Genomic DNA, 23,499 nt, shown 5'->3' with positions numbered 1-23,499 from the left:
TGAATTTATTGTGAAGGTGATTGAATGAAAATAGAGGAAATTAAAAAAGTCCTTTCTGGGTTTACTCTTTTTCGTGATTTAAATGATTATGAGCTGACAAAGATTACAGATATCGCCATTGTTAGGGAATGGAAAAAAAACAGCCATGTATTTCTTCAAGGTGATCCTCTGGAAAATGTCTACTTTATTTATCATGGTAAAATCAAAATTTATAAGAGTGACGTCAGCGGGAAAGAACAGATTGTTAATATAATGAAAAAAGGTGACATGTTTCCTCATGTGGGTTTCTTTAGAAAAGGAGATTACCCTGCTTATTCCGAAGTTCTGGAGCAGTCCACACTTATAGCGATTCCCATTTCTAAATTTGAAAACGTTCTGATTGAAAACCCTGAGCTTTGTATCAAGGTTTTTAAGGTATTAGGCGAAAAAATTGTTGATTTACAAAACCGCTTGGAAGAACAAATTCTCAATAATACGTACGAACAGATTGTCAAACTGTTAATTCGTCTTGCTAAAAATCATGGTAAGAAAAAGGAAGATGGAACCATCCTTTTAAAATCAGAATTTACTAATAAAGATTTGGCTAATATGATCGGGACTACAAGAGAAACGATCAGCCGAACACTTACAAAAATGAAAAAAGATGAATTAATTGAGGTTGATGAAGACGGTAATATGATTTTAGATATTGAAATCTTAATGGAAGAAATCCATTTGATTTAAAACACTGCAGCAGGAAGAGCCGCAGTGTTTCTTTTTAGGAGCATTCTACGCTACACAATAGTGCTAAAACGAATATCAGCACATCGGTAATTTGTTATGCATATGATATCGTGTGAAAATTGTGAAAGAGAGGGGATTTAGATGTCTTCTAATCTTCCAAGCGATAAGAATAACTCCAAAAAGCCGATGGATCCATTTGGCGACTTAAGAAAAGCCATGAATGAGTTTTTTAACGAAAAGCCGATTAGAGGATTTTTACAATCTATTGACGATTTCTTCAAAACTCCGTTTCCATTTGAAGCAGGCTTTCATGTGGATACAGTAGAAACAGGTAATGAATATATAATTACTGCTGAACTTCCTGGTATAAAAAGAGAGCAAATCCATTTAAATATCACTGGGAATTACTTAACAATTTCTGTCGAAAATAACGAGCTGGAAACGGCTGAAGATACGAATAACCATATTTATCGACGGAAATATGTCAGCCAGCAATCGTCGCGGACCATTTCACTGCCGCATGCAATCAACGAAAAAATGATTAAGGCATCGTACCGTGATGGTTTATTACAGGTTCGCGTCCCCCGTGAAAAAGGGAAAATTATTGAGATTGATTAAGAAAAGACGGCAATCCGCCGTCTTTTTACGCTTTAAATATACCACCAAAGCCCTTCACAAGTGATGAAACTTGTGTTACAGCGTTCATCATTTGTCCAGCTGTGTTTATCATTTTATTAAAATCCACAGACCCATCTTGGGATTTAAAGGAATTCATGAGCGACTGCATTCCATTTGGCTGCTTTGGGATAAAGCTTTGTTTCGGATAAGGGTTCATAATGGGATAATTATTCATTGGCATATACGGCTTAGGCATCATATCATCCTTTGGCTGCAATGGATTTTGAAATAAAAATTGTGAATCCTTTTGTGAAAAGTATTGGTTTGGCATATGATGGGATAACAATCCAGGCTGATAGTTTTGCGCAAATGACTGAGCCCCTTGTGGAAAATAAGGACCTTGCTGCTGGTATGGATTCCATTCCTGATTTTGAAGCGGTGCTTGAAATGTAAATGGTTGATTTCGGTAAAAGGGCTGCAGATTTTGCTGCGCTCCAATTGGGCCATAGTATGTCATTTGCCCTTGGTACCCCTTATTAAGATTATTGAATGCTCTCCTTTTAGCGAACATAGGCAAACATCTCCTCCGCATTTATCACTATTACACTTTATGAAGGACAAAAATGATTGGTGAATTTTAACAGAAATAATTTACCCGTGTCAAAATTAGTATGATTTTGTCTGAAGTTTAAATTTTTTAAAAACTAAGAAAGCGCTTTATTTTATGTTACGATAGAAAAAATGATGAAGGAGGAGTAAAAATGAACATTCACGAATTAAAAGAAAGATTTAGTCTAAATCGAAATTTCCGTACAGATGACGTTAATGCACTAATGGATTTTGCCAAAAAGACCTATATCCAAAATGAAATTAGCATTAAAGAATATCGCCTACTAGTTCGTGAACTCGAAGATCAAGGGGCTGCACTGCCTGAAGAGCCTATTGAAAACTCCCTCATCCAAAATTGAAATTGAAAAAAGATGCTGCTAAGCATCTTTTTTCATGTCTTTTATTTCTTTCAATACTTCCCGTAGAACGTATTCAACTGTCCGCTGCGAATTTAAAAACCTTGTTTTGCTTGATTCCGCGAAAAAGCACTGGATTGCAAGCGTAGAAATATGATCAGCCGTGGTCTCAACCTGTTTCTCATAAATATGTGTATGTCTCGAATTAGACAGCCGCTTTTTCATCAATAATTTCCATTCTTTTTTAACACTCTCAACTTCATCAACAAATGGTTTAATAATATGATGGAAATCCTTTTTTTCTCCTGTTTCCCGAGCCTGCTGATAATATTTTAAAAATAAGGCATTATATTCTAACAGTTTTTCAGTTAGTTCATTGATTGTACGATTCATTTATCCTAATCCCCTAGTCATGGTGCTTCCAATTTTATTATAAGGATACTATTACTTAAATGCCCAATTCAAGTTTTGAACTTTAGCCGAAGTGGAAAAAACGACTTCTTCTTCTCTATCAGAGTGTTGATTAAATTGTGAAATTTTATTTTCCATGATGGAGAGTTTATTAGCTGTATCAGATAATTTTTCCTGCACGTTCCTATTTAATTGGTTTCGTTGGTTAGAGAAAGAAACCTCTAGAACCGACTCTAACGCTTCTAATTGGTCATGAATTTCCGCCAGCATGGATAGAACCTTACCCTTTTCAGTTATTGAATCAGTCATTTACTTAACCTCCTCATGGTTTTCTTAATTACAAATATTCTCGCTAAGATTCTCGCTTCCTTCCCGCTTGACAAAACTAGAAGCTATTCGTCAAAGAAAGTGTTTATCCCCCATTACATTATGTGATTTTCGACATCTTCCCGTCATAGCATGAAACGATAGAAAACAGTACATCCTAAAATCGGAGGTGTTTATGATGTCCAAAAAGAATAAACAAAATAAAAAACAGCCTATGCAAGCAGAACCAGAGACAAAAGCAGGGTATGGTGATAAAAAGCTTGAAGGACCTGATAGACCTTCAACGTGAGCAAATGTTTTAAAGCAAGGGTACGTCTCCCTTGCTTCTTTTATTGCCTTTTATGAAAATCAAGTATTTGTTGAAAAGAAAGCAGCAAGTCCAGCTGGTACGATTTCTCGAAATACCAATCTGTCAGATGAATTGACTGCTTATGACGAACAGGACCATGAAGCCATAAAGGGGATATTAAACGATTTAGGCTCCAATCCTCATATGTATGGCGGTTATGTTCAATCAGCGGGAAGCTTGTTCTAAGCATTGGCGTTTTACGGCCCGACTTCTTTTTAAAATATTGTTCATAATCATATCTTGAACCTGTATGGGCCGTCTTATCGGCAAATTCTAAAAAATGGGGAAACAGACGCGGATGAACTAAAATATTTGCCAGTCTTTTTCCTAAATCTATCCGGTTGGACAGCTTACGAAAACCATTAGCGCAGGCACCGTAAACTTCCCCTCCGCAGGTTGGAAACAGAACGCAGCTGAAATGCAGCCAATCCTGAAAATTAAACAACCATGTTCTAAATACTCGCTTCTTAAAATTGGGATGCTCAATCACAGGAGTTTGAATAACGTTTTGCTCATTTACTATTAACGAGGTTGTTAACCGATTTTGATCTTTTTCCTTCCAATATCGTATCCATTCCACTTGAATAAATGAAGAAACATGAAAATAGGGTAATAAATGAAACAAAGGCTCCTGTAATTTCGTCGAATATTGGTAGACCAAGAGCTGTGGAAAAACATCATGAAAAATGAGCCAATTAGCACGTTCATATGTTAAAAAAAGCTGCTTCCTTGTTTGCGGCGGTATAAGCTGAGAGAAAACCGGTCCCTCTAGATCACACATATTCCACCCGCCATTGCGTGAAACCATATGAGCAAGAAAGGTCCAAATTATATCCGGATTTTGTTTAAAATAAGATAAATAGGCATTTGTCCGGGATATATTATCGATATTTTTTTTAGTTGTTTCAGCTTTAATTTGACGAATGAGGTGTTGTTCCTGTATGGTAAGATAATTCATAGACAGTCTTCTTCCTTTATGATATTTTTCATAGATTATTAGTTTCCCGGCTTCTACGTAAAAAGATTCATGCCAATCCCATTTATTAACGTTACAATTACTATTAGATTCTGTCAGGCGTTCTATTTTATACGTGCTGTAATGCAAAGAATTGTTTATTATAAGGTGTGGCTTAAAGAGGTGTAAGAGATGGATATTAAGTATCCAAATGGAAAAAAGTTTGAACGGAAAGAACTTCCGAAGAAAGCGCCGGTAACTAAACCAAAAATCGAAACGTATGGAAATCGTGGAATGACGTTAGAAGAATATTTAAATGAGACGAATCAATTTTACCTGGACCGAAAAATAGCCGTCATTCACAAAAAACCAACTCCTGTCCAAATCGTACAGGTGGATTATCCGAAACGAAGTGCGGCTGTGATTAAAGAGGCTTATTTTAAACTTGCGTCTACAACAGATTATAATGGGGTATACAAAGGAAAATATATTGATTTTGAAGCGAAGGAAACAAAAAACCCCACTTCATTTCCTCTGAAGAATTTCCACCAGCATCAAATTACCCATATGACAGAAGTGATAGCTCAAGGAGGAATCTGCTTTGTAATTCTCATGTTTACTAAATTTGACGAAGTATTTTTCCTAGAAGCAAAACATTTGTTAGCATTTTGGGAAAGAATGATGAATGGAGGCAGAAAGTCGATTACAAAACAGGAAATTGAGCAAAATGGCCACCTCATTTCGCTTGGATTTCAACCTAGAATAGACTATATTAAAATATTAGATGCACTAAACCTTTGCTGAAAACCTATTCCAAAGGTTAGAAAGGAATGAAAACAGAATGGCTGATCAATACCAATCAAGAGAGGAGCGCCGAAAGAAACTCCAGGAAAAAGGAAAGCAAAAACCAAGAAAAAAACAGAAAGGACTATTTAAGAAAATCTTTCTGTCCCTTGTCATCTTGGGCATTGTTTGTATTATCGCCGGAGTCGGCACTTTCGCGTATTTAGTAAAGGATACACCTCCGCTTGATCCGAAATTATTAAAAGATCCAATTCCATCGAAAATATTAGATAAAAATGAAGAACTTGTAACAGAAGTTGGAGCAGTCAACCGTGAATACGTTAGTTATAAAGATATACCCCAGACGGTGGAAAACGCCATATTAGCAACCGAAGACTATCGTTTTTATAAGCACCATGGCATCGATCCAATTCGTCTTGGCGGTGCAATATTAGCCAATTTCCAGCGCGGTTTTGGCGCAGAGGGCGGCAGCACGATTACCCAGCAGGTAGTCAAAAACTCATTCTTAACACATGAAAAAACATTAAAGAGAAAAGTGCAGGAAGCATGGCTATCCTATCAGCTTGAACAAAAATATACGAAACATCAAATTTTTGAAATGTATGTGAACAAAGTGTTCATCTCTGAAAACAGCCATGGTATCGCTACCGCAGCTAAAATTTATTATGGAAAATCATTAAAGGAATTGTCATTAGCGGAAGCCGCTCAAATTGCCGGTATGCCGCAAAGCCCAAATAATTATAATCCGTTCACCCATCCAGATCTAGCTGAAAAAAGACGGAATATTGTTTTGAGTCTGATGCACCAGCATGGATTCATTTCGAAGAAACAAATGGAAGACGCGAAAAAGGTTCACGTTAAAGATACGGTTTTAAAGCCAGAGGAACGTAAAGTTAATACGAAGCCGTTTGATTCGTTTGTTGACGCCGTTATAGATGAGGTAAAAGCAAATACGGATTTTGATATTTTCACAGACGGATTAACCATTTATACCACTTTAGATCAGGATGCTCAAACACATGTTGACGAAATTCTGAACTCAGAAGAAATGCCATATCCTGATGATGAGTTCCAGGCCGGTATTGCCCTGCTGGATACTAAATCTGGGGAAATACGGGCAATTGGCGGAGGAAGGAACCAGAAGGTTCAGCGCGGCTTTAATTATGCGATTGATACACAGCGACAGCCTGGTTCTACAATTAAACCAGTGCTTGATTACGCCCCAGCCATTGAATATTTAAATTGGGGCACCTATCAAATGATTGAGGATAAACCAATTACTTATTCAACAGGTCAAAAATTTGGCAACTGGGACCAATCATATAAGGGTCCTATGACGATTCGAACCGCCTTGCAATTATCAAGAAATACCCCTGCTGTCCAAGCGCTGCAGAAGGTTGGCCTTGATAAAGCCAAAGAATTTGCTGTTGGTATTGGAATCCCTCTAAAAGAAATTTATGAATCCTATGCCATTGGTGGATTTGGCGGCAAAACAATCGGGGTTTCTCCGCTTGAAATGGCTGGTGCCTACAGTGCTTTTGGGAATAATGGCATCTACAATAAACCGCACGCCGTCAATAAGATTAAACTTCGTGATGGTACTGTTATTAGTATGGCTCCAGAACCAAAAGTAGCAATGAAAGATTCGACTGCCTTTATGACTACAGATATGTTAAAGAGTGTACTAGAATATCCAGGAACTGGTGTAAGAGCAAAAGTTCCCGGTCTGCCGATTGCCGGTAAGACTGGAACCACTAACTATACAGATGAAGAAATAAACAAATGGGATATTCCGGACAGCAAAGCCGTACCTGATGCCTGGTTTACCGGATATACCACAAACTACACTGCCTCTATTTGGACTGGTTATAAGGATCGCAGCACTCCAATTACAGCGGCAGGCGATAATCAAAGAATTGCCCAATTAATTTTTAAAGATTTAATGGCATATGTCTCAAAGGATATTGATACACCTGACTTTGAGATGCCAAGCAGTGTGCAAAAGGTCCGGATTGAAAGAGGCTCTATGCCGCCGGTACTAGCAAGCGAATATACACCAAGCAGCCAAGTCTCTATAGAATATGCCGTTAAGGGGCATGCGCCTACCACCGTGTCACAGCGGTATTACAAATTGGATGCCCCATCAAACTTTGCCGGCAAATATGATGAGGCCAACAAGAGCATTGTGTTATCTTGGAAGTACAAAAATACAAATGAATCTGTTACTTTTGATGTTTCAGATGGTACCAAACATTATTCAGTTAAGGATACTACATTAACATTGCCTGCGGAACCTGGAACAAAATACAACTTTACTGTTGTCGCCATAAGTGGAAGTAAGAAGAGTGACCCAGTATCAACTTCTGTTGAAATTCCAAAACCAGAAATTCCAACAGTACCTGGAAATGAGAATGGAAATGGTCAAGATAATGGCAATGGTCAAGATAATGGCAATGGAAATAGTAATAACAACGAAAATGGCAATGGTAACAATAAGGGAAACACCGGTAACGATAATGGTAACAGCAATAATGAGAGCGGTAATGATAATACGGGCAGCGGACAAGATGGTGATAGTGGGACTGATCAGGGCGGCCAAGGAACACCTGCAACTCCAGCTGACGGACAAGACACAAATAGTGATGGAACCTAAATAAAAAAATCGTCTAGCTTTTTAAGCTGGACGATTTTTTTATAATCTGTTTTTTTACATAAAGTTTTTGAAGCTCAATCATTAGCTCTGACAGCTGACGATAGGAATGGTATAAACTTGGACGGGATATAATGAACCCCAGTCTTTCTTCCAAATTGACAGGCTTAATTTCCAGCTGATTATAAGGAATCGCTTGTCCTGCCGGCACGGAGGTATCATTTACTAAATACAAAAATTGCAAGAATAAAGATATCCCCTTTTCCATTTGCAGTTTAGCATTTGTTTGATCACGGCTTCGAAATATCTCCTCAAGCTGCGCCTTCATCCTGCTCCATTCGTCGAGAATCTCAGAACTTGCCATCGATTGATTTTTCATTGACAGCAGCCTTCCCTTTCATACGTTTTTTCCCTTCACGGCATAATTCTAATAATGGACAGCTTGGACACTGAGGATTTTGTGCTTTACAATGATATCTTCCAAAAAAAATTAACCGATGATGAGAAACAGACCAATCCTCTTTCGGAATTTTTTTCATTAATGTCTTTTCTACCTCAAGCACTGAATCCTTCCACCGGCAAACCCCAAGGCGTTTACTTACCCGTTCTACATGGGTATCCACGGCAATTGCCGGGATATTAAAGGCAACTGATACGACAACATTAGCTGTTTTTCTTCCCACCCCAGGCAGTTTTATCAGCTCATCCCGATCCATCGGCAGTTCCCCGCCGTACTCTTCAATTACCATTCTACAAAGACTCTGGATATTTTTGGCTTTATTACGATAGAGACCAATCGAGCGAATATCGTTTTGTAATTCCTCTAAAGAAACCTTTAAATAATCCTCGGGCGTTTTATATTTTTGAAATAACACTTTAGTTACCTTATTCACTAATGCATCTGTACATTGCGCTGATAAGGAAACAGCGATGACTAACTCAAATGGATTTGAATGATGCAATTCACAATGAGCATCTGGAAACATTTCACCTATTTTGTCTAGACAATAACGAATCTGGCTATTGTTCAACACCCTTTGCTCCCCCTTCCCGCTAATTCTCTAACCAATTATAAAAAGGCACTGATGGATTGTGTGCCTCTTCCTTAGGAAGATTTTTTTGTACCTGCTTTTGACGAAATTTCCGTCCATGATTTTTTGCCTGATCAAGGGTTTTGATTCCGTTTTTCTTCCATTCAAACAGAATTCTATCTATATATCGGAAATTCAGCTTTCCCGACATCACAGCCTCTCTTAGTGCGGCTTTTATAATTACTGGATCGTGGTGGTCATCATCCATCCACATAGCAAGAGATTCACATTCAAATGGTGAAAGCGGACGGCCAAATTCCTTTTCGAAGCAGGTATACAGATCCATTTCTTCGGTTTTCTTGCTTGTTTCCTGAACTTGCAGCTGATGGTTAACTAAAAACAATTCTACAAGTCTTTCCCATAATGGTTTAATGGAGTATTTTTCAAAACGGATTCCATCATTCGAATATTGGTCAATAATTTCAAGAAAGCCTCTTTGCAGCAGCCTTCTAAGCATATCATTGCATTCAGCTGTGGTAATAGTCATACGTCTCGAAAGCTCTTCCGGGGTTGGAAAATAGTTTCCTTTTTCTAAGAAGGTTAAAATATTTAATAAGAGAACGAGTTCCGTTTCATTTAAATTAAGATTTCGGTATTCAGAAAATAATAAACTTGGCACAGTAATATTACCTTCATCAAGCCATGCTATAACATTTGATTTCATCTTTGACACCTCTTAAACAGTATAACATGAACGAATGCTCTCAGATAGATAGTAAGGCATCCAGCTTTGGAAAAGGAAAGCAAAAAGTCTGCTTCACGCAGACTTTTTCGCTTGTGTATACATTTTATGCTTGAACTTTCGCTTCTACAAATTGCTTTATTCTGGAAACAGCCTTTTCTAAAAGGTCAAGTGATGTTGCATAAGAAAGGCGGATATTGTCAGGCGTTCCAAAACCAGAGCCTGGAATAACGGCTACCTTTGCCTCGACGAGTAATGCAGATGCAAAATCATCGACATTTTGATATCCAGTCATTTCAGCAGCAGCTTTCACATTTGGATAAAGATAAAACGCCCCTTGTGGCTTCACACATGTAAACCCAGGAATCGCAGTTAATTGCTCAAATATGATTTCCAATCTCTCTTCAAACGCCTTGCGCATTACTTCTACTGGCTCTTGCGGTCCATTGTAGGCAGCAATCGCAGCGTATTGTGCAGTAGTGGTCGGGTTTGAAGTACTATGGCTTGCTAGATTCGTCATCGCCTTAATAATTTTTTCATTACCGGCCGCATACCCAATTCTCCACCCGGTCATCGAATGAGATTTAGAAACACCGTTTACAATAACGGTTTGCTCTTTAAGCTCTGGAGAAATCTGAGCAATTGAAACATGTTTTGCACTGCCATAAACAAGCTTTTCATAAATCTCATCTGAAACGATTAAAATATCTTTTTCCAAGCAGACTTTTCCTAATTCTGCAAGTTCTTCTTTTGTATACAATACCCCAGTTGGGTTGCTTGGCGAGTTAATTATAACAGCCTTTGTTTTATCTGTTACTTCTTGGGCTAACTGATCAGGAGTAATCTTGAATTGATTTGTTTCCTGTCCTTCAATATATACTGGTACACCGCCTGCTAATTTCACTTGTTCAGGGTAGCTTACCCAATAAGGAGTTGGAATAATAACTTCATCCCCGTCATTTAGCAGTACTTGAAATAGAGTGTAAAGAACGTGCTTCGCACCGTTTCCAACAATAATCTCAGAAGGTTTATAGCTTAAACCTTGATCGGTTTCAAATTTCTTGATAATAGCCTGTTTTAGAGCTGGTAATCCTGCTGATGGAGTATATTTCGTAAAGCCTTCGTTCATGGATTTAGCAGCCGCATCTAAGATATGCTGCGGCGTATTAAAGTCAGGCTCCCCTGCTCCTAAACCAATCACATCCTCACCTTGCTCCTTTAATTCCTTCGCTTTAGCAGTAATCGCTAGTGTCGATGACGGTGTAAGTGACAACACCCTGTTAGCTAATTCCAACACCATTTGTATTTCCTCCATTCTCCATTGAAGCTATAAATTTTCAATTTTTTTCAGCCATTCCCCTGTTTCAAAATCAATGTAGTAATAATTTATTAGGTTATTTTCAGAACGGTAATAAATTTCCCAAAGAGGGATATTTTTTTCCATTCCTAGGCGGACTGAGATAATTTTTTCTGGTTTTTTCTCTTGTAAAAGTTTGTGGATAGCATCCTCTTTTGAAAGACCAGCACTAGCTTTTCTGACAATAATTTGTTTACTTTTTTCGGGAATCCAAACAATTACTTTTTGTCCCTGGTTATTCTTCCCTTCAATAACATTTACCTGTTCTTGACCATTATAAATGTGAAAATCCTCTACCTCAGTTATTTCTTCACCTGCTAGTTTTACTGCTTTTGCTTCTGCTGCTTTAACAGGTTCCATTGAAGTAAAGTACACTTTTATAGAAGTTCCCAGAATGACAATGACTAACACGATGGTAATTGAAATGATCCACTTTTTCACTTTACATCACTTCTTTATGTACGGTAATTTTACTTTACTATTATAACAGGTTATCACAAAAATGCGCTAAATCAAGTATGTTTTATTTGAGTTTTTTCCAAAATTAATCTACATGTTTATTCTTCGTAAATAGGAATGGTGATAACCTCATATTTTGTTTCGGTAAATTTAATCGTAATGGTGCCATGCTTCTTGGTATAGTAAATTTCTGACCACGCTTCATGCAAATCGTCTAATATATCAGCATTGGGCAGCTGCTCTGCTCCAGCAAAAAGAATAGAGATTTCAGGATTAAGAGAGTGAATTAAAGACTTGGATAAAGTATCTTCCATTGCATAATTTGGCAGCTTAAAGATATTAACATCTTCTAAATTCTTATTTAATAGTACTTTTTCTGCCCGCTCACTATAAGAAGACATGAGAAAGATTCGATGATTAAAAAATTCCAGCATAAAATCCAAGCCTTCATTTTGATTATCTCCTGCATACTGAACGATAGCGGATACTTCCGGAAGGATAGACGTTTTGGTCCCTGCGTTCCAATTCGTAACTGTCAAATCAGCTGGAAGGGGATGAGTTACAAGCTGTCTTTTCCGTTTCGGTGTTGTAATGATCTCTTTAATCTTATATTTGGAAACCAATTTCATTAATTGATTGATCGAATCCTCAGATATATCATTGGTAAGTATTAGCGCTTTTAGCTTTTTTACATTATAAAGGTCAAGCCACTCTTCCAGCTCAAGAGCGGTACTCATTCCGCCAGTATTCACTAATATGTTTTCAGCATTAGGACCTTGAATGAGCGTTGCTTCTCCTTCGGAAATCCCTAAAAAGGTGATGGCCATTTCATTGTCCTTAATATTTAATTTAACATTTTCAACCTGTCCAGAGGGCGTCTTCGCGGTTGCAATCGTTGAAAACGTAAAAAATAGAGTCAATAATAAAAGTAATCGTCTCAAATCGACACCTCCTATGCATTTCTAGGATGTGCAATTTTCCATAAATTATCAAACCCAAGAGCGAATGATTGTTACTAAATCCTCAATTGACCCTTTCTTTACTGAAACAGGTGGAATCGACTCTAAAAAGCTTTTTCCATATTTAGTAGTAATCAGTCTTTTATCAAATACAACCACGATTCCTCTATCAGTTTCCGTCCTAATTAGCCGGCCAAAGCCTTGTTTAAAGCGAAGAACTGCTTCTGGTAATGAATATTCTGTAAATGGATTGCCGCCCCGTTCCAAAATCACTTTACTTTTTGCCTCGGTTAACGGCTCATCAGGTGCACTGAATGGTAATCTGACGATACAGAGACAGGATAAATCCTCCCCTGGTATATCCACTCCCTCCCAGAAACTGCTGGTTCCTAGTAAAATCGCCTTTTCATAGCGCTTAAAATTCCTTAATAGTCTCGCTGGACTGCCGCCTGATATTCCTTGCGCCATTATAATATAATCATTTAAAAAACCGCTCTCTTTTATCAGCTCATACGTTTTCTTCAGCATGTCATAGGCAGTAAAAAGAATTAACATTCTTCCTTTAGCGGCTTCGGCAATTGAAATGATATGCTCCGTCAAAGCAATTACAAATTCATCCAAAGAGACTCCATTAATTTCTGGCAAATCTTCGGGAATTAATAATTTCACTTGCTTCTTATAGTTAAATGTTGACTGAATGATCATTTTTTCTGTTGAAACCTGATCCAGTCCAAGTTCCTGCAGAATATAATCAAACGAACCGTTAACTGTTAATGACGCTGAGGTTATTACAACTGCTTTTTTCGCTGAAAAAAACTGTTCCTGTAAATGTTCTGCTACTATAGCCGGTTGGGCAATGAATGTGGTGATGTTTTGTGGTGAACGCATATCAATCTCGATCCACTTGACATCATTCGAATCATTTATAAAGCACCCCTTCACCGTCTCCCTTAACTCCTCTGTTTCATTGATGAATACTTGAATTTCTTCGAGTATGTTCTTCTGGTCATTTGATAGTAAGTTTTCGGTTTTTAAAATCCATTCTATCCGTTCCTGAATGGCAATTTGTAAATCCTTTAGTAAAAAAGCAATTCTCTCTGCGCTAATGAATAGTGCCTTCGCTTCCCTTCCTCCATTTGACTGAGAAAATTTCACCTTTGCTCGATAGTGTCGCTGCGCTGCTCCGAGTTTCTTTTTCGCAAAGAGAACAATTAGTTTAAATAATTCATCCACTTCATAGGTTAAATCTAATACCAGTTGGTTAAGCTCGAACGTATGTTGGGGAGGCACTGGACCATCTGACAACGAATCAATCATTTCCGCCAATTGACGAAAAAGATGCGGCTGGTCATATAAACCAAATTTCCCTATTAACAATCGAATTGCTAAATAATCTAATGAGGCACCAAAGAATTGTGTAGCTGTTTTCTCAAAATGATGTCCTTCATCTAAGATCACATATTCATAATCGGGTAAAATCGTACCTTTTTCCTTTATGTCACTTAGCAATAATGAATGATTCGTAATGATAATATCCGCTGTCTCGGCATCTCTTTTCGCTTTCAAATAATAATCTTTATCATGCCACTCGTGATTATTAATAAATACCGCTGGGCCGCTCTTAATTTTATCCCAGAAAATGAGTCCGCCGCTTGATAAATTCAATTCATCTTTATCACCGGTTTCTGTTTCAGTCAGCCAGACAAGAATTTGCATTTTGGTTAACGTCGTATCATAATTATCATTTTCATCCTGCAGTGACTGATGAAATTTTGCCAAACTGATATAATGACCCCTGCCTTTTAGTAATACAGCATGAACATCAAAAGGAAGTATTTTGTTCAATAATGGAATTTCCTTTTTTAACAGCTGTTCTTGCAGTTGAATCGTATATGTACTGACAACAATTGGTTTGTTATGGTTCTGTTTTGAAAAATAAGCAGCAGGGAGCAGATATCCAAGTGATTTCCCCACCCCGGTGCCAGCTTCAATTAATGAATGCCTTTCCTGTTGGAAAGCATGATAAACGGCATCCATCATGTTAAATTGGCCCATTCGCTTTTCAAAAGATTGAAACCCTTTATGTAGGATGATTAACTTGTCGTTTTCATTTTCTGGGTATGACAAATCCGGTTTAACAGTCTCAGAGTTTGTTTGTATGTATAACTTCTTTAAAGCAAGATTCTTACATATTTCAACATTTTCTGGTATTTCCTTATCTTCCTCATCAAGCTCTTCCAACATTTCATCCAAGAGCTGCTGTAAATCACTCTTTAACCCACCTGCTAATGGTAAAAGCTGTTTTATTGTCAGAATTGGAAGAGAGGCAAGACGCCTCAAAAAGATGAGCAATAGCTCTGCGGTCACTTCTGCATCACAATCGGCCTGATGCGGGCGGTCATGATGCAAATTCTCTTGTTCGGCTAAGTCAGAAAGCTTATATCCATCTGCAGTAGGGTATAAAATCCTTGCCATTTCTACCGTATCAAGCACGGGTCCAAAAAAACCTTCGTATCCTGCAGCAATCAATTCCTCTTGAAGGAATGATAAATCGAATAGAACGTTATGGGCAACAAAATAGGCACCCTCTAATAGTGAGATAACTTTCGCTGCTATTTCTGAAAAAACCGGGGCATCCTTAACCATCTCATTATTAATACCTGTTAATTCTTCAATAAAAATAGGAATCGATTTTTGGGGATTAATCAATGATGAGAATTGTTCCGTTATGATTCCGTTTTCAATTACTACGGCCGCAAATTGGATAATTCTATCACCTTTTTTAGGCAAATTCCCAGTAGTTTCTAAATCGATCACAACATATTTATTAAACATTTCATTTACACCCCAAACCTTCGTTCCTTAAACGGTACCATAAAATAAGTAAAAAGAAAATCCCCGATGACTCGGGGACTCTACATAATTGTAAGTGCTGGTTCAGCATGAATAAGTTCTTTAATATGATTATTTTCATCCATTATCGCTACTTTTGGCTGATGTGATGCAACATTATCCTCTGATACAAGGACGTACGAAATAATGATGACGATATCACCTGGCTGGACAAGCCGTGCAGCTGCACCATTTAAACAAACAACGCCGCTCCCTCTCTCTCCAGGAATAATATACGTTTCAAGCCGTGCTCCATTGTTGTTATTAACAATTTGCACCTTTTCATTCGCCATCATGCCGACAGCATCTAAAAGATCCTTATCAATTGTAATACTGCCTACATAATTTAAATTAGCTTCTGTGACCGTTGCACGATGGATTTTGCCGTTCATCATGGTGCGAAACATATTAATTAGTCCTCCTCTAAATCGAGATTAATAACAAGATTATCAATTAACCGGACTTTTGTAAATTTCACCGCCAGCGCAATAATTACCCTGCCTGAAATTCTTTCAACCGGCTGAAGCTCTGGATAGGAATAGATTTCAACATAATCGATGTATCCGTTTGATTCCTTTGAAATCATTTCCTTTATGGCACTGACAATATTATCAGGATTTCTTTCCCCTTGATTAATAGCTGCTTTTGCAGCTTTTAAGCTTTTAAATAAAACCGGAGCCTGCTTTCTTTCTTCAGGCTGCAAATTTACATTTCGCGAGCTTTTGGCCAGCCCGTCAGACTCACGAACAGTATCAACGGCAACAAGCTCAATCGGAAAATTAAAATCTGCTATTACACCATCAATCACTGCAACCTGCTGGGCATCCTTTTTCCCGAAGTATGCTTTAGTGGGCATCACAATATTAAAAAGTTTCGTAATCACTGTTGCGACACCATCAAAATGTCCTGGACGGGACTTGCCGCATAACACATCGGTTCTTTGCTGTACCGCTGCCTGCACTGTTATTTTATTTGGGTACATCTCTTCTACAGAGGGATAAAACAAGTAATCAACATTTTCGCATTCGGCTAATGCCCGATCTCGTTCAAAATCGCGAGGATAGGTGGAAAGATCCTCCTTTGGTCCGAATTGAATGGGATTTACAAATATACTTAATACGACAAGATCATTCTCATGTCTTGCGTGTTTTATTAATGTTAAGTGGCCTTCATGAAGGTATCCCATTGTCGGGACAAATCCAACCGTTTTGCCGCTTTTCTTTTGTATTGCTAGTTCTGACTGAAGTTCTTTGATGGTTGTAATGATCTTCATTCCAATCCCCCATAGAGGACTTTCAATTCCTCTTCCTTCATTGTAAAAGTATGTTTTTCTTGCGGAAATTGTTTGTTTTTCACATCTGAAGCATAGGCTTGAATAGATTCAATCATAAACGGATTAACGGAATGGTATTGTTTTACGAACTTAGGAACCCGCTCAACCCCATAGCCTAATATATCGTGATATACTAAGACCTGTCCGTCAACTTCAATACCTGCTCCAATACCTATGATTGGAATGGAAACAGATTTAGACACCTCTTTTGCAAGCTGTTTTGGTACACATTCCAAAACAATCGCAAACGCTCCCGCTTCTTCACATTTTTTTGCATCTTCGATTAATTTTTTTGCCGCTTGAGCGTCTTTTCCTTGGACTTTGTATCCACCCAATACACCAACCGATTGCGGTGTTAAGCCTAAATGCGCACATACTGGGATTCCCGCCTTTGTGATTGCGGCTATTTTTTCAATTACTTCATCTGCACCTTCCAATTTAACAGCATGCGCTCCTGTTTCTTGGATCAACCTTCCCGCATTAATTAAGGTATCTTTCACTGATAGATGATAGGTGAGAAATGGCATATCAACGACAATAAACGTATCCTTTGCTCCCCGCTTCACTGCCTTCGCATGATGGATCATGTCATCAAGCGTTACCGAAACAGTTGAATCATAACCTAATACGACCATTCCAAGCGAATCGCCTACTAAAATGACATCCACTCCGCCTTGTTCCGCCTGCTTTGCAGATGGATAATCATAGGCCGTTAACATCACAATCTTTTCATTTACTTCCTTCATTTTCAAAAAATCTGTCGTTTGCTTCATCACTTTCCCTCCTCTTAAATATGGAAGAGGTGATAAAACATAAAAGAGGAATTAGAAAAGCGCAAGCGCCTTGGTCAGCCCTGACAAGGACAAGATCAAACTAGACGAAAAGTTGTTTTTTTACCTTTTGGCCGTATTGGCTTGTGACCACGGGGGGCTGGGACGCTTGCGCTAGACAATAAAAAAATCCTTCTGAAGGCAGAAGGATTCCGTACTCTTTTGCTTGTTCCATCCCTCTGTCCCGGTCCGTCTTTCGGATCTAGGCAGAAACCTTTTTAAATTTAGTGTAGTCCACATTCAGTAGGTGCAGTTCACGTCGAGGATACTGCCCAATAAAATTGTACAAAAATTATAAGATACATGCAAGAAGTATATTTCTATATTTAAAGTTCGATATCTGCAGAATAGACCTGATGAACGAAGCCCGACTGATCTTCTATTTTCAATACCCCTTCATCAGTAATTCCTAAAGCTTCTCCTTCAATAACATCGGTTAAGGTTCTCGCTTTAATAATTTTTCCAATACTGACGGCGTATCCTTCCCATAAAAGTTTAATTGGCATAAATCCCTTTTCTAAATAAAGTGTATATAATTTTTCAAAGTGCATGAAAATACACCGAATCAATTCCGCCCGGGAGATCGTTTTCCCTGTTTCAATAAAGAGCGAGCTCGCCTTTTCTTGCAGCTCCAGCGGAAAATCCTCCTGTTTCTGGTTGACGTTGATGCCAATCCCAATAATGATAGAATGAATCTGGTCAGCCTCAGCCTGTAATTCCGTTAAAATTCCGGTCACTTTCTTTCCAGCTATTAATATGTCATTAGGCCATTTAATTTCAGGAATGAGTCCCGTTATTTCCTCTATTCCTTGAACAACAGCTACGGCTGTTAATAGGGTTAACTGCGGTGCCTTCGTAAGTGGTATATTGGGTTTAAGGATGAGACTCATCCATATCCCTGTATATTTAGGCGAATGCCAATTTCGATTCATTCTTCCTTTGCCTGACTTTTGTTCGTCAGCAATTACCACCGTTCCTTCAGGAACACCTTGTGAAGCTAATCTGTGGGCAATTTTTTGAGTAGATTCGACACTTTCTTCATAATGGATATTCCTGCCAATAAAACTGGTCGTTAAACCGAGCATAATTTCATCAGCTGTTACTTTTTCCGTTGTTTTGATGATCCGATAACCCTTTTTTCTCACTGCCTCTAATTCGAATCCTTCTTTTCTCAATTCCTCCATATGTTTCCATACTGCCGTTCTAGAACAGCCAATTAGCTCGGCTAAATATTGTCCTGATAAGTAGGATTCACCGGCATTTGTGAAGGCATCAAGCAGCTGTTTTCTTAATTCTGACTGCACGCCAATAGCCACTCCTTAATTTTACGTTTATCGTTTATTACTTTTCCATCTAAAATTGCTTGTTCAGTTTTCATCAATGTCTCTTTTAGCCAAGGACCACCGCTGCGATTAAACCATTGCATCAAATCACTGCCTGTAATCGCTACGTCCTTGCTGCTCTTAATAGGTAGTTTATGATACTGTTCTAGCAGTTCCTGAATCCCGGCTGAGTCATGAAGATCGTTAATAACGTGATATAACTTCTCGACAGCTTCTATCACGCTGCAGCCAGCCTTATACAGGTCATAAATAGACCATTCCTGGTGAAGTCTTACTTCTAAATAAAATATTAGCTGGTGAATCCATTTAATTTCCTTAACTGGAAGACGCCATTCTCTTAATAATACTTCAATATTTTTTTTATCTATCTGCAGACAAAAAATAAGAATGGACCACATTTCTTCTTTTGTAAAACCTTTACAGTTATAGGTTAACAATCTTTCAATTTGTAAGGGTTTATTTTTCAAGCCAGGTAAATAAGCATTAATATTAGCTTCGAGAATAATCCTTAGTGCCTCCTGCCAATTTTCACCGAGCAGAAGTTTCTCAAACTCTGCCCTCTTCCGTTCTATCGCAATTTTTCTTAGAAGAGGGGTCAGCTTTTTCAAAGCTGTCATGGTGTCCTCATTGATATGAAAAGAGAGCTGGCTTACAAAACGTACCGCTCTCATCATTCGAAGTGCATCTTCACTGAAACGTTCCTCAGCATTCCCCACTGACTGAATCAGTCTATTCTTTATCGCCTCTTGTCCATTATAAGGATCAATGACTTGTCCGGTTTTATCCATGGCGATTGCATTCATGGTAAAGTCTCGTCTCTTTAAGTCTTCCTTTAAATTGCGGATAAACGCCACCTCTTTAGGTCTTCGAAAATCTTGATAATCCCCTTCCGTCCTAAAGGTAGTAATTTCATAGGATTTCTGTCCATAAAGAACAAGAACAGTACCATGTTCAATCCCGATATCAACCGTCTTTGGGAATATTGCTTTTACTTCTTCGGGTGTTGCACTCGTTGCGATGTCCACATCACTTATCTGTTTATTCAGCAGGTAATCCCTAACAGAGCCGCCGACAAAGTAAGCCTCATATCCTGCATCCTCCAGCTGCGTTAAAACCGGAACGGCCGATAAAAATGGTTCTTTCATATCGTTTCACCTAATTCACTAAACGGTAATAGATTCTTTCATATTGTTTAACAATTTCATCTGATTTAAATTTAGTCTTTACCAGTTCCAACGATTTATCAGAAAAATGCTGATGGAGGACTGAATCCTCTAACAATTTAATTGCTTTACTAGCAATCTCCTCTATATCGCCAACTTCACAAATATAGCCTGTAACCCCATGATCTATAACCTCCGGGATTCCGCCGATATTTGTTCCAATACATGGTACACCACATGCCATTGCCTCTAAAACAACTAGTCCAAAGCTTTCCTTTTCCGATAACAGTAACATTAAATCACTAATGGAATATAATTCCTCAAGATTTTCCTGCTTACCGAGAAAAATAACCTGATCTTCTAATGCCAGCTCTCTGACTAGCCTGCAAATAATTGTCATTTCTGGTCCGTCGCCAACAAGCAGTAATTTTGCGGGCATGATTGCTGAAACTTTCGCAAAAGCTTTTACCACATCCTGAACCCGTTTAACAGTCCGAAAATTTGATACATGAATAATTACCTTTTCGTCTTCTTGAATTCCAAATTCTTCTCTTAAATGGCCTGTATTTGTTTTTTTATAGATTCGGTCATCAATGAAATTATATACTGTTTCAATATGTTTATCCGGATGAATAAGCTCATGTGTTTGATTGACTAATGCATTAGAAACGGCCGTGACCACATCGGATTTTTCAATTCCGAATTTAATGGCATCTGTTAATGAAGGGTCATATCCTAAAACCGTAATATCCGTACCATGTAAGGTCGTCACAATTTTTAAATCCCTGCCGGCCATTTGTTTAGCTAAAATAGCACAAACAGCATGAGGAATGGCGTAATGTACGTGAATGACGTCCAATTTCTCCCGATTCGCAATCTCCGCCATTTTACTGGCTAAGGCAATATCATAAGGCGGGTACTGAAATACAGAATATTGATTGACATCAACCTGATGATAGTAAATATTATGATATATTTTATTTAATCGAAAGGGGATGCTTGAGGAGATGAAATGAATTTCATGTCCTTTTTCTGCAAGCATTTTACCAAGTTCTGTTGCGACTACCCCCGAACCGCCCACAGTCGGGTAGCAGGTAATCCCTATTTTAAGTCTCCTCATTTATTATTCTCCTAACAAGTCATGCTTCAAAAGGATTGGAACTTTTGTTTTGAAGCCTTCAGCATATGGTACATTTACTAGTTTTCCAAACATTCTTTCCCTTGCTTCCACCGTTTCAATATACCCATTGACAAGCGGTGTATTGAAGCTGTCAGATGTTTTTTCAAATTGACTCTTATAAGCTCTTAATGCCGAAAGCTTTTGATCAATAAACGATGAAATATCCAGCAGAAAGTCCGGCTGATGAAAGCCATTTATCATATAAAAATATACTCTTTCCACCTTATGCGGCTCTTCGCATCCAGGTGTTTGATATTTTTTTATGCCAGCCGAAAATACTGCCTCCTCCACCAGCCGGGCACAATTACCATGATCGGGATGGCGGTCTTCTACATATGGAGCAAAAACAATTTTCGGCTTGTACATTCGAATGATTTTAGCAATCTCATTTATGTATTCTTCTTTTAAATATAACCCTCGGTCAGGAAAACCAAATGAAGTGCGAACTGATAGTCCTAGAATGTCAGCAGCTTTTCTTGCTTCTTCTTTCCGCAAATCGATATTCCCATTTGAAGAGAGGTCAGCATCGGTTAAATCACAAATACCGACCCTTTTTCCTTCCGAAGTTAGTTTTGCAATCGTCCCTCCCATGCCAATTTCAACATCGTCAGCATGGGCACCAAAAGCAAGAAGATGTAATTTATTTCCCATTCCTTACACCTTTCTCCCTTGCTATATTTCTCCAATCCAATAACCCTTCGTCTAATCCCCTGATTAATAATTCAGCTGTACCCATATTAGTCGCTAAGGGGATAGAATAAACATCACAAAGACGGACAAGCGCTGATACATCCGGTTCATGCGGCTGGGCAGTTAACGGATCCCGAAAAAAGAAAATCGCATCCATTTGATTTTTTGCAATCAACGCTCCAATTTCCTGATCCCCGCCAAGCGGCCCCGATTGATAACGGGTAATTGATAATCCTGTTGCTTCATGAATCCGTAAACCTGTAGTACCTGTTGCATGCAGTGTATGTTTTGCAAAAATGGCTTGGTAAGCCGTAACAAATTGGACTAAATCATTCTTTTTTTGATCATGGGCAATTAAAGCAATATTCAATTTGGACAGCTCCTAATCTAAAATATTTTCTAATCCGTAAACAAATGTATTCTGCTTCATGACTGTTTCAACAGCAACTTTTACTCCTGACATAAATGATGCACGGTTATATGAGTCATGACGAATGGTAATCGTTTGACCGTCTGATCCAAACATTACCTGCTGGTGGGCTATTAAGCCTGGCAGGCGCACAGAATGAATATGCATTCCATCGAAGTCAGCACCTCTGGCTCCCTGCAACGTTTCTTTCTCATCTGGATGTCCCTGTTTCTTCATTTCTCTTACAGCTGCAATCATCTCAGCAGTTTTTACTGCCGTGCCAGAAGGTGCATCAAGTTTTTTGTCATGATGCATTTCAATGATTTCTACATCTTGAAAATATTTAGCCGCCATTTGAGAAAACTTCATCATCAAGACTGCACCTATAGCAAAATTTGGAGCGATTATGCAGCCCAATTCTTTTTCTTTACAAAGCTCGTCTAACTCTTGTAATTGCCCTTTCGTAAACCCGGTAGTCCCGACAACTGGACGAACGCCATAGTTTAAGGCGGTTTTAGCATGATACGGGCCAGTCTCTGGTGTAGTTAAATCAATTAAAACATCTGCTTCGGTTTCTTGCAGACATTTTTCAATATCGGTATAAACCAGAACGTTCGAAACTCCCTGAAATCCTTCTAAATCACTCAACATCATGCCATCATATTTATGGTCTAATACGGCAGTCAATTCAAATTGTTCGGTATTCATTACTAAGTTTACCGCTTCCCGTCCCATACGTCCGCGCGGGCCTGCAATGATAATTTTAACTTGATTCATACCTCTCACTCCCATTATTCCTGTTCAATTCTTGTCCAACGGTTTTTATCTCTTGTATTAAACTTGTTCATGACTAAATCATGCGCCTCTTGCAAATCAATTTGTAGTGAATTGGCAAAACAAATTAGGACAAACAGAAGATCGCCAAGCTCTTCTTCAATGGCTTTTTCTGTTTCAGTAGATTTCTTTGGCTTCTCACCATAATGATGGTTTACTTCCCTTGCCAGTTCACCAAGTTCTTCTGTCATCCGAGCAAGCATTGCCAGCGGACTAAAGTATCCTTCCTTAAATTGACTTATGTATAAATCGACTTCTTCCTGAAGGTCTTTCATCGATTTTCCAGCTGCCATAAGAATTACACCCTCATTTCCTTTTTGCTTTTTCATCGTTTTTATCTCATTTTTCTATTTTTTATGTTAGCTAAATTAAGCTTGATTTACAAATGTTTTCGCTTATATCGACATTTTTCTACAGTAGATTGCTCTTATAAACTATATTAGATATAATTAAAAACGCCATCATGTGAAAATTA

General features: G+C 38.3%; 26 protein-coding genes. 5 read left to right on the top strand and 21 right to left on the bottom strand.

The features are described 5' to 3' along the window. Positions 1-24 precede the first annotated feature (24 nt). The gene (locus IE222_RS08860) at positions 25-723 is read left to right on the top strand and encodes a Crp/Fnr family transcriptional regulator (protein WP_191271866.1); all 699 of its coding nucleotides are present in this window, start codon (positions 25-27) and stop codon (positions 721-723) included. 141 nt (positions 724-864) lie between these two features. Beyond that, entirely contained in the window at positions 865-1,341 is a 477-nt protein-coding gene (locus tag IE222_RS08855; RefSeq protein ID WP_191271864.1) for an Hsp20/alpha crystallin family protein, read from the top strand. 25 nt (positions 1,342-1,366) lie between these two features. Here IE222_RS08855 and IE222_RS08850 read toward each other — a convergent pair whose 3' ends face one another. Then, a complete protein-coding gene (locus IE222_RS08850) occupies positions 1,367-1,858 on the bottom strand; it encodes a YppG family protein (protein ID WP_191272170.1) in 492 nt (163 codons plus the stop codon). A gap of 244 nt (positions 1,859-2,102) precedes the next feature. Here IE222_RS08850 and yppF point away from each other — a divergent pair, with 244 nt between their 5' ends. Further along, entirely contained in the window at positions 2,103-2,309 is a 207-nt protein-coding gene (gene yppF, locus IE222_RS08845; RefSeq protein WP_191271862.1) for a YppF family protein, read from the top strand. A gap of 18 nt (positions 2,310-2,327) precedes the next feature. Here yppF and IE222_RS08840 read toward each other — a convergent pair whose 3' ends face one another. From IE222_RS08840 to IE222_RS08830, 3 genes are all read right to left on the bottom strand, one after another. Then, entirely contained in the window at positions 2,328-2,699 is a 372-nt protein-coding gene (locus IE222_RS08840; RefSeq protein WP_191271860.1) for a DUF1798 family protein, read from the bottom strand. A 51-nt stretch (positions 2,700-2,750) separates the two neighbouring features. Beyond that, positions 2,751-3,026: a hypothetical protein gene (locus tag IE222_RS08835; RefSeq protein WP_191271858.1), complete on the bottom strand. Its 276-nt coding sequence runs from the start codon at positions 3,024-3,026 to the stop codon at positions 2,751-2,753. A gap of 347 nt (positions 3,027-3,373) precedes the next feature. Then, complete coding sequence (locus tag IE222_RS08830; protein ID WP_191271856.1) at positions 3,374-4,351, bottom strand: DUF2515 family protein; 978 nt, start codon at positions 4,349-4,351, stop codon at positions 3,374-3,376. A 189-nt stretch (positions 4,352-4,540) separates the two neighbouring features. On the opposite strand from IE222_RS08830, the gene recU reads away from it, so the two are divergent. Then, positions 4,541-5,152, top strand: a complete 612-nt coding sequence (gene recU, locus IE222_RS08825; protein WP_191271854.1) for a Holliday junction resolvase RecU — start codon at positions 4,541-4,543, stop codon at positions 5,150-5,152. 37 nt (positions 5,153-5,189) lie between these two features. Continuing rightward, positions 5,190-7,805, top strand: coding sequence for a penicillin-binding protein 1A (locus IE222_RS08820; RefSeq protein ID WP_191271852.1), 2,616 nt, complete (start codon positions 5,190-5,192; stop codon positions 7,803-7,805). Positions 7,806-7,818: 13 nt separating this feature from the next. Here the strand turns inward: IE222_RS08820 and IE222_RS08815 are convergent, their stop codons facing one another. From IE222_RS08815 to IE222_RS08735, 17 genes are all read right to left on the bottom strand, one after another. After that, positions 7,819-8,181, bottom strand: coding sequence for a YpoC family protein (locus tag IE222_RS08815; RefSeq protein WP_191271851.1), 363 nt, complete (start codon positions 8,179-8,181; stop codon positions 7,819-7,821). Further along, positions 8,153-8,836 (bottom strand): endonuclease III, encoded by a 684-nt coding sequence (gene nth / locus IE222_RS08810; protein WP_191271849.1) that lies wholly within the window; start codon positions 8,834-8,836, stop codon positions 8,153-8,155. Before nth ends, IE222_RS08815 begins: the two co-directional genes overlap by 29 nt. Positions 8,837-8,855: 19 nt before the next feature. Next, entirely contained in the window at positions 8,856-9,557 is a 702-nt protein-coding gene (locus IE222_RS08805) for a DnaD domain-containing protein (protein WP_191271847.1), read from the bottom strand. Positions 9,558-9,681: 124 nt separating this feature from the next. Then, positions 9,682-10,875 carry a pyridoxal phosphate-dependent aminotransferase gene (locus IE222_RS08800; RefSeq protein ID WP_275671451.1) on the bottom strand — a complete coding sequence of 398 codons (1,194 nt, stop codon included), beginning with the start codon at positions 10,873-10,875 and terminating at the stop codon, positions 9,682-9,684. Positions 10,876-10,902: 27 nt separating this feature from the next. After that, entirely contained in the window at positions 10,903-11,373 is a 471-nt protein-coding gene (locus IE222_RS08795) for a cell wall elongation regulator TseB-like domain-containing protein (RefSeq protein ID WP_191271845.1), read from the bottom strand. 116 nt (positions 11,374-11,489) lie between these two features. Next, complete coding sequence (locus IE222_RS08790) at positions 11,490-12,332, bottom strand: ComEC/Rec2 family competence protein (RefSeq protein WP_191271843.1); 843 nt, start codon at positions 12,330-12,332, stop codon at positions 11,490-11,492. Positions 12,333-12,380: 48 nt separating this feature from the next. After that, entirely contained in the window at positions 12,381-15,185 is a 2,805-nt protein-coding gene (dinG, locus tag IE222_RS08785) for an ATP-dependent DNA helicase DinG (RefSeq protein WP_191271841.1), read from the bottom strand. A gap of 80 nt (positions 15,186-15,265) precedes the next feature. Beyond that, positions 15,266-15,649, bottom strand: coding sequence for an aspartate 1-decarboxylase (gene panD, locus IE222_RS08780; RefSeq protein WP_191271839.1), 384 nt, complete (start codon positions 15,647-15,649; stop codon positions 15,266-15,268). A 5-nt stretch (positions 15,650-15,654) separates the two neighbouring features. Beyond that, entirely contained in the window at positions 15,655-16,515 is an 861-nt protein-coding gene (panC, locus tag IE222_RS08775) for a pantoate--beta-alanine ligase (protein ID WP_191271838.1), read from the bottom strand. Then, positions 16,512-17,348, bottom strand: a complete 837-nt coding sequence (gene panB / locus IE222_RS08770; RefSeq protein WP_191271836.1) for a 3-methyl-2-oxobutanoate hydroxymethyltransferase — start codon at positions 17,346-17,348, stop codon at positions 16,512-16,514. Before panB ends, panC begins: the two co-directional genes overlap by 4 nt. 383 nt (positions 17,349-17,731) lie before the next feature. Then, complete coding sequence (locus IE222_RS08765; RefSeq protein WP_191271834.1) at positions 17,732-18,709, bottom strand: biotin--[acetyl-CoA-carboxylase] ligase; 978 nt, start codon at positions 18,707-18,709, stop codon at positions 17,732-17,734. After that, on the bottom strand, positions 18,694-19,893 hold the full coding sequence (locus IE222_RS08760) for a CCA tRNA nucleotidyltransferase (protein ID WP_191271832.1): 1,200 nt from the start codon (positions 19,891-19,893) through the stop codon (positions 18,694-18,696). The genes IE222_RS08765 and IE222_RS08760 overlap by 16 nt, the downstream gene beginning before the upstream one ends. Before the next feature lie 10 nt (positions 19,894-19,903). Then, on the bottom strand, positions 19,904-21,031 hold the full coding sequence (gene bshA, locus IE222_RS08755; protein ID WP_191271830.1) for an N-acetyl-alpha-D-glucosaminyl L-malate synthase BshA: 1,128 nt from the start codon (positions 21,029-21,031) through the stop codon (positions 19,904-19,906). Positions 21,032-21,034: 3 nt separating this feature from the next. Continuing rightward, positions 21,035-21,742 carry a bacillithiol biosynthesis deacetylase BshB1 gene (gene bshB1, locus IE222_RS08750; RefSeq protein WP_191271828.1) on the bottom strand — a complete coding sequence of 236 codons (708 nt, stop codon included), beginning with the start codon at positions 21,740-21,742 and terminating at the stop codon, positions 21,035-21,037. After that, positions 21,732-22,151 carry a methylglyoxal synthase gene (gene mgsA, locus IE222_RS08745; protein WP_191271826.1) on the bottom strand — a complete coding sequence of 140 codons (420 nt, stop codon included), beginning with the start codon at positions 22,149-22,151 and terminating at the stop codon, positions 21,732-21,734. The genes bshB1 and mgsA overlap by 11 nt, the downstream gene beginning before the upstream one ends. 12 nt (positions 22,152-22,163) lie before the next feature. After that, the gene (gene dapB, locus IE222_RS08740; RefSeq protein WP_191271824.1) at positions 22,164-22,967 is read right to left on the bottom strand and encodes a 4-hydroxy-tetrahydrodipicolinate reductase; all 804 of its coding nucleotides are present in this window, start codon (positions 22,965-22,967) and stop codon (positions 22,164-22,166) included. Between the two features lie 14 nt (positions 22,968-22,981). After that, positions 22,982-23,317, bottom strand: coding sequence for a nucleotide pyrophosphohydrolase (locus IE222_RS08735; protein ID WP_191272166.1), 336 nt, complete (start codon positions 23,315-23,317; stop codon positions 22,982-22,984). Positions 23,318-23,499 lie beyond the last annotated feature (182 nt).

This window comes from Neobacillus kokaensis, from assembly GCF_014656545.1.
Taxonomy (GTDB): Bacteria; Bacillota; Bacilli; order Bacillales; family Cytobacillaceae; genus Neobacillus; species Neobacillus kokaensis.
This window is presented reverse-complemented; position numbering and strand designations above follow the sequence as displayed.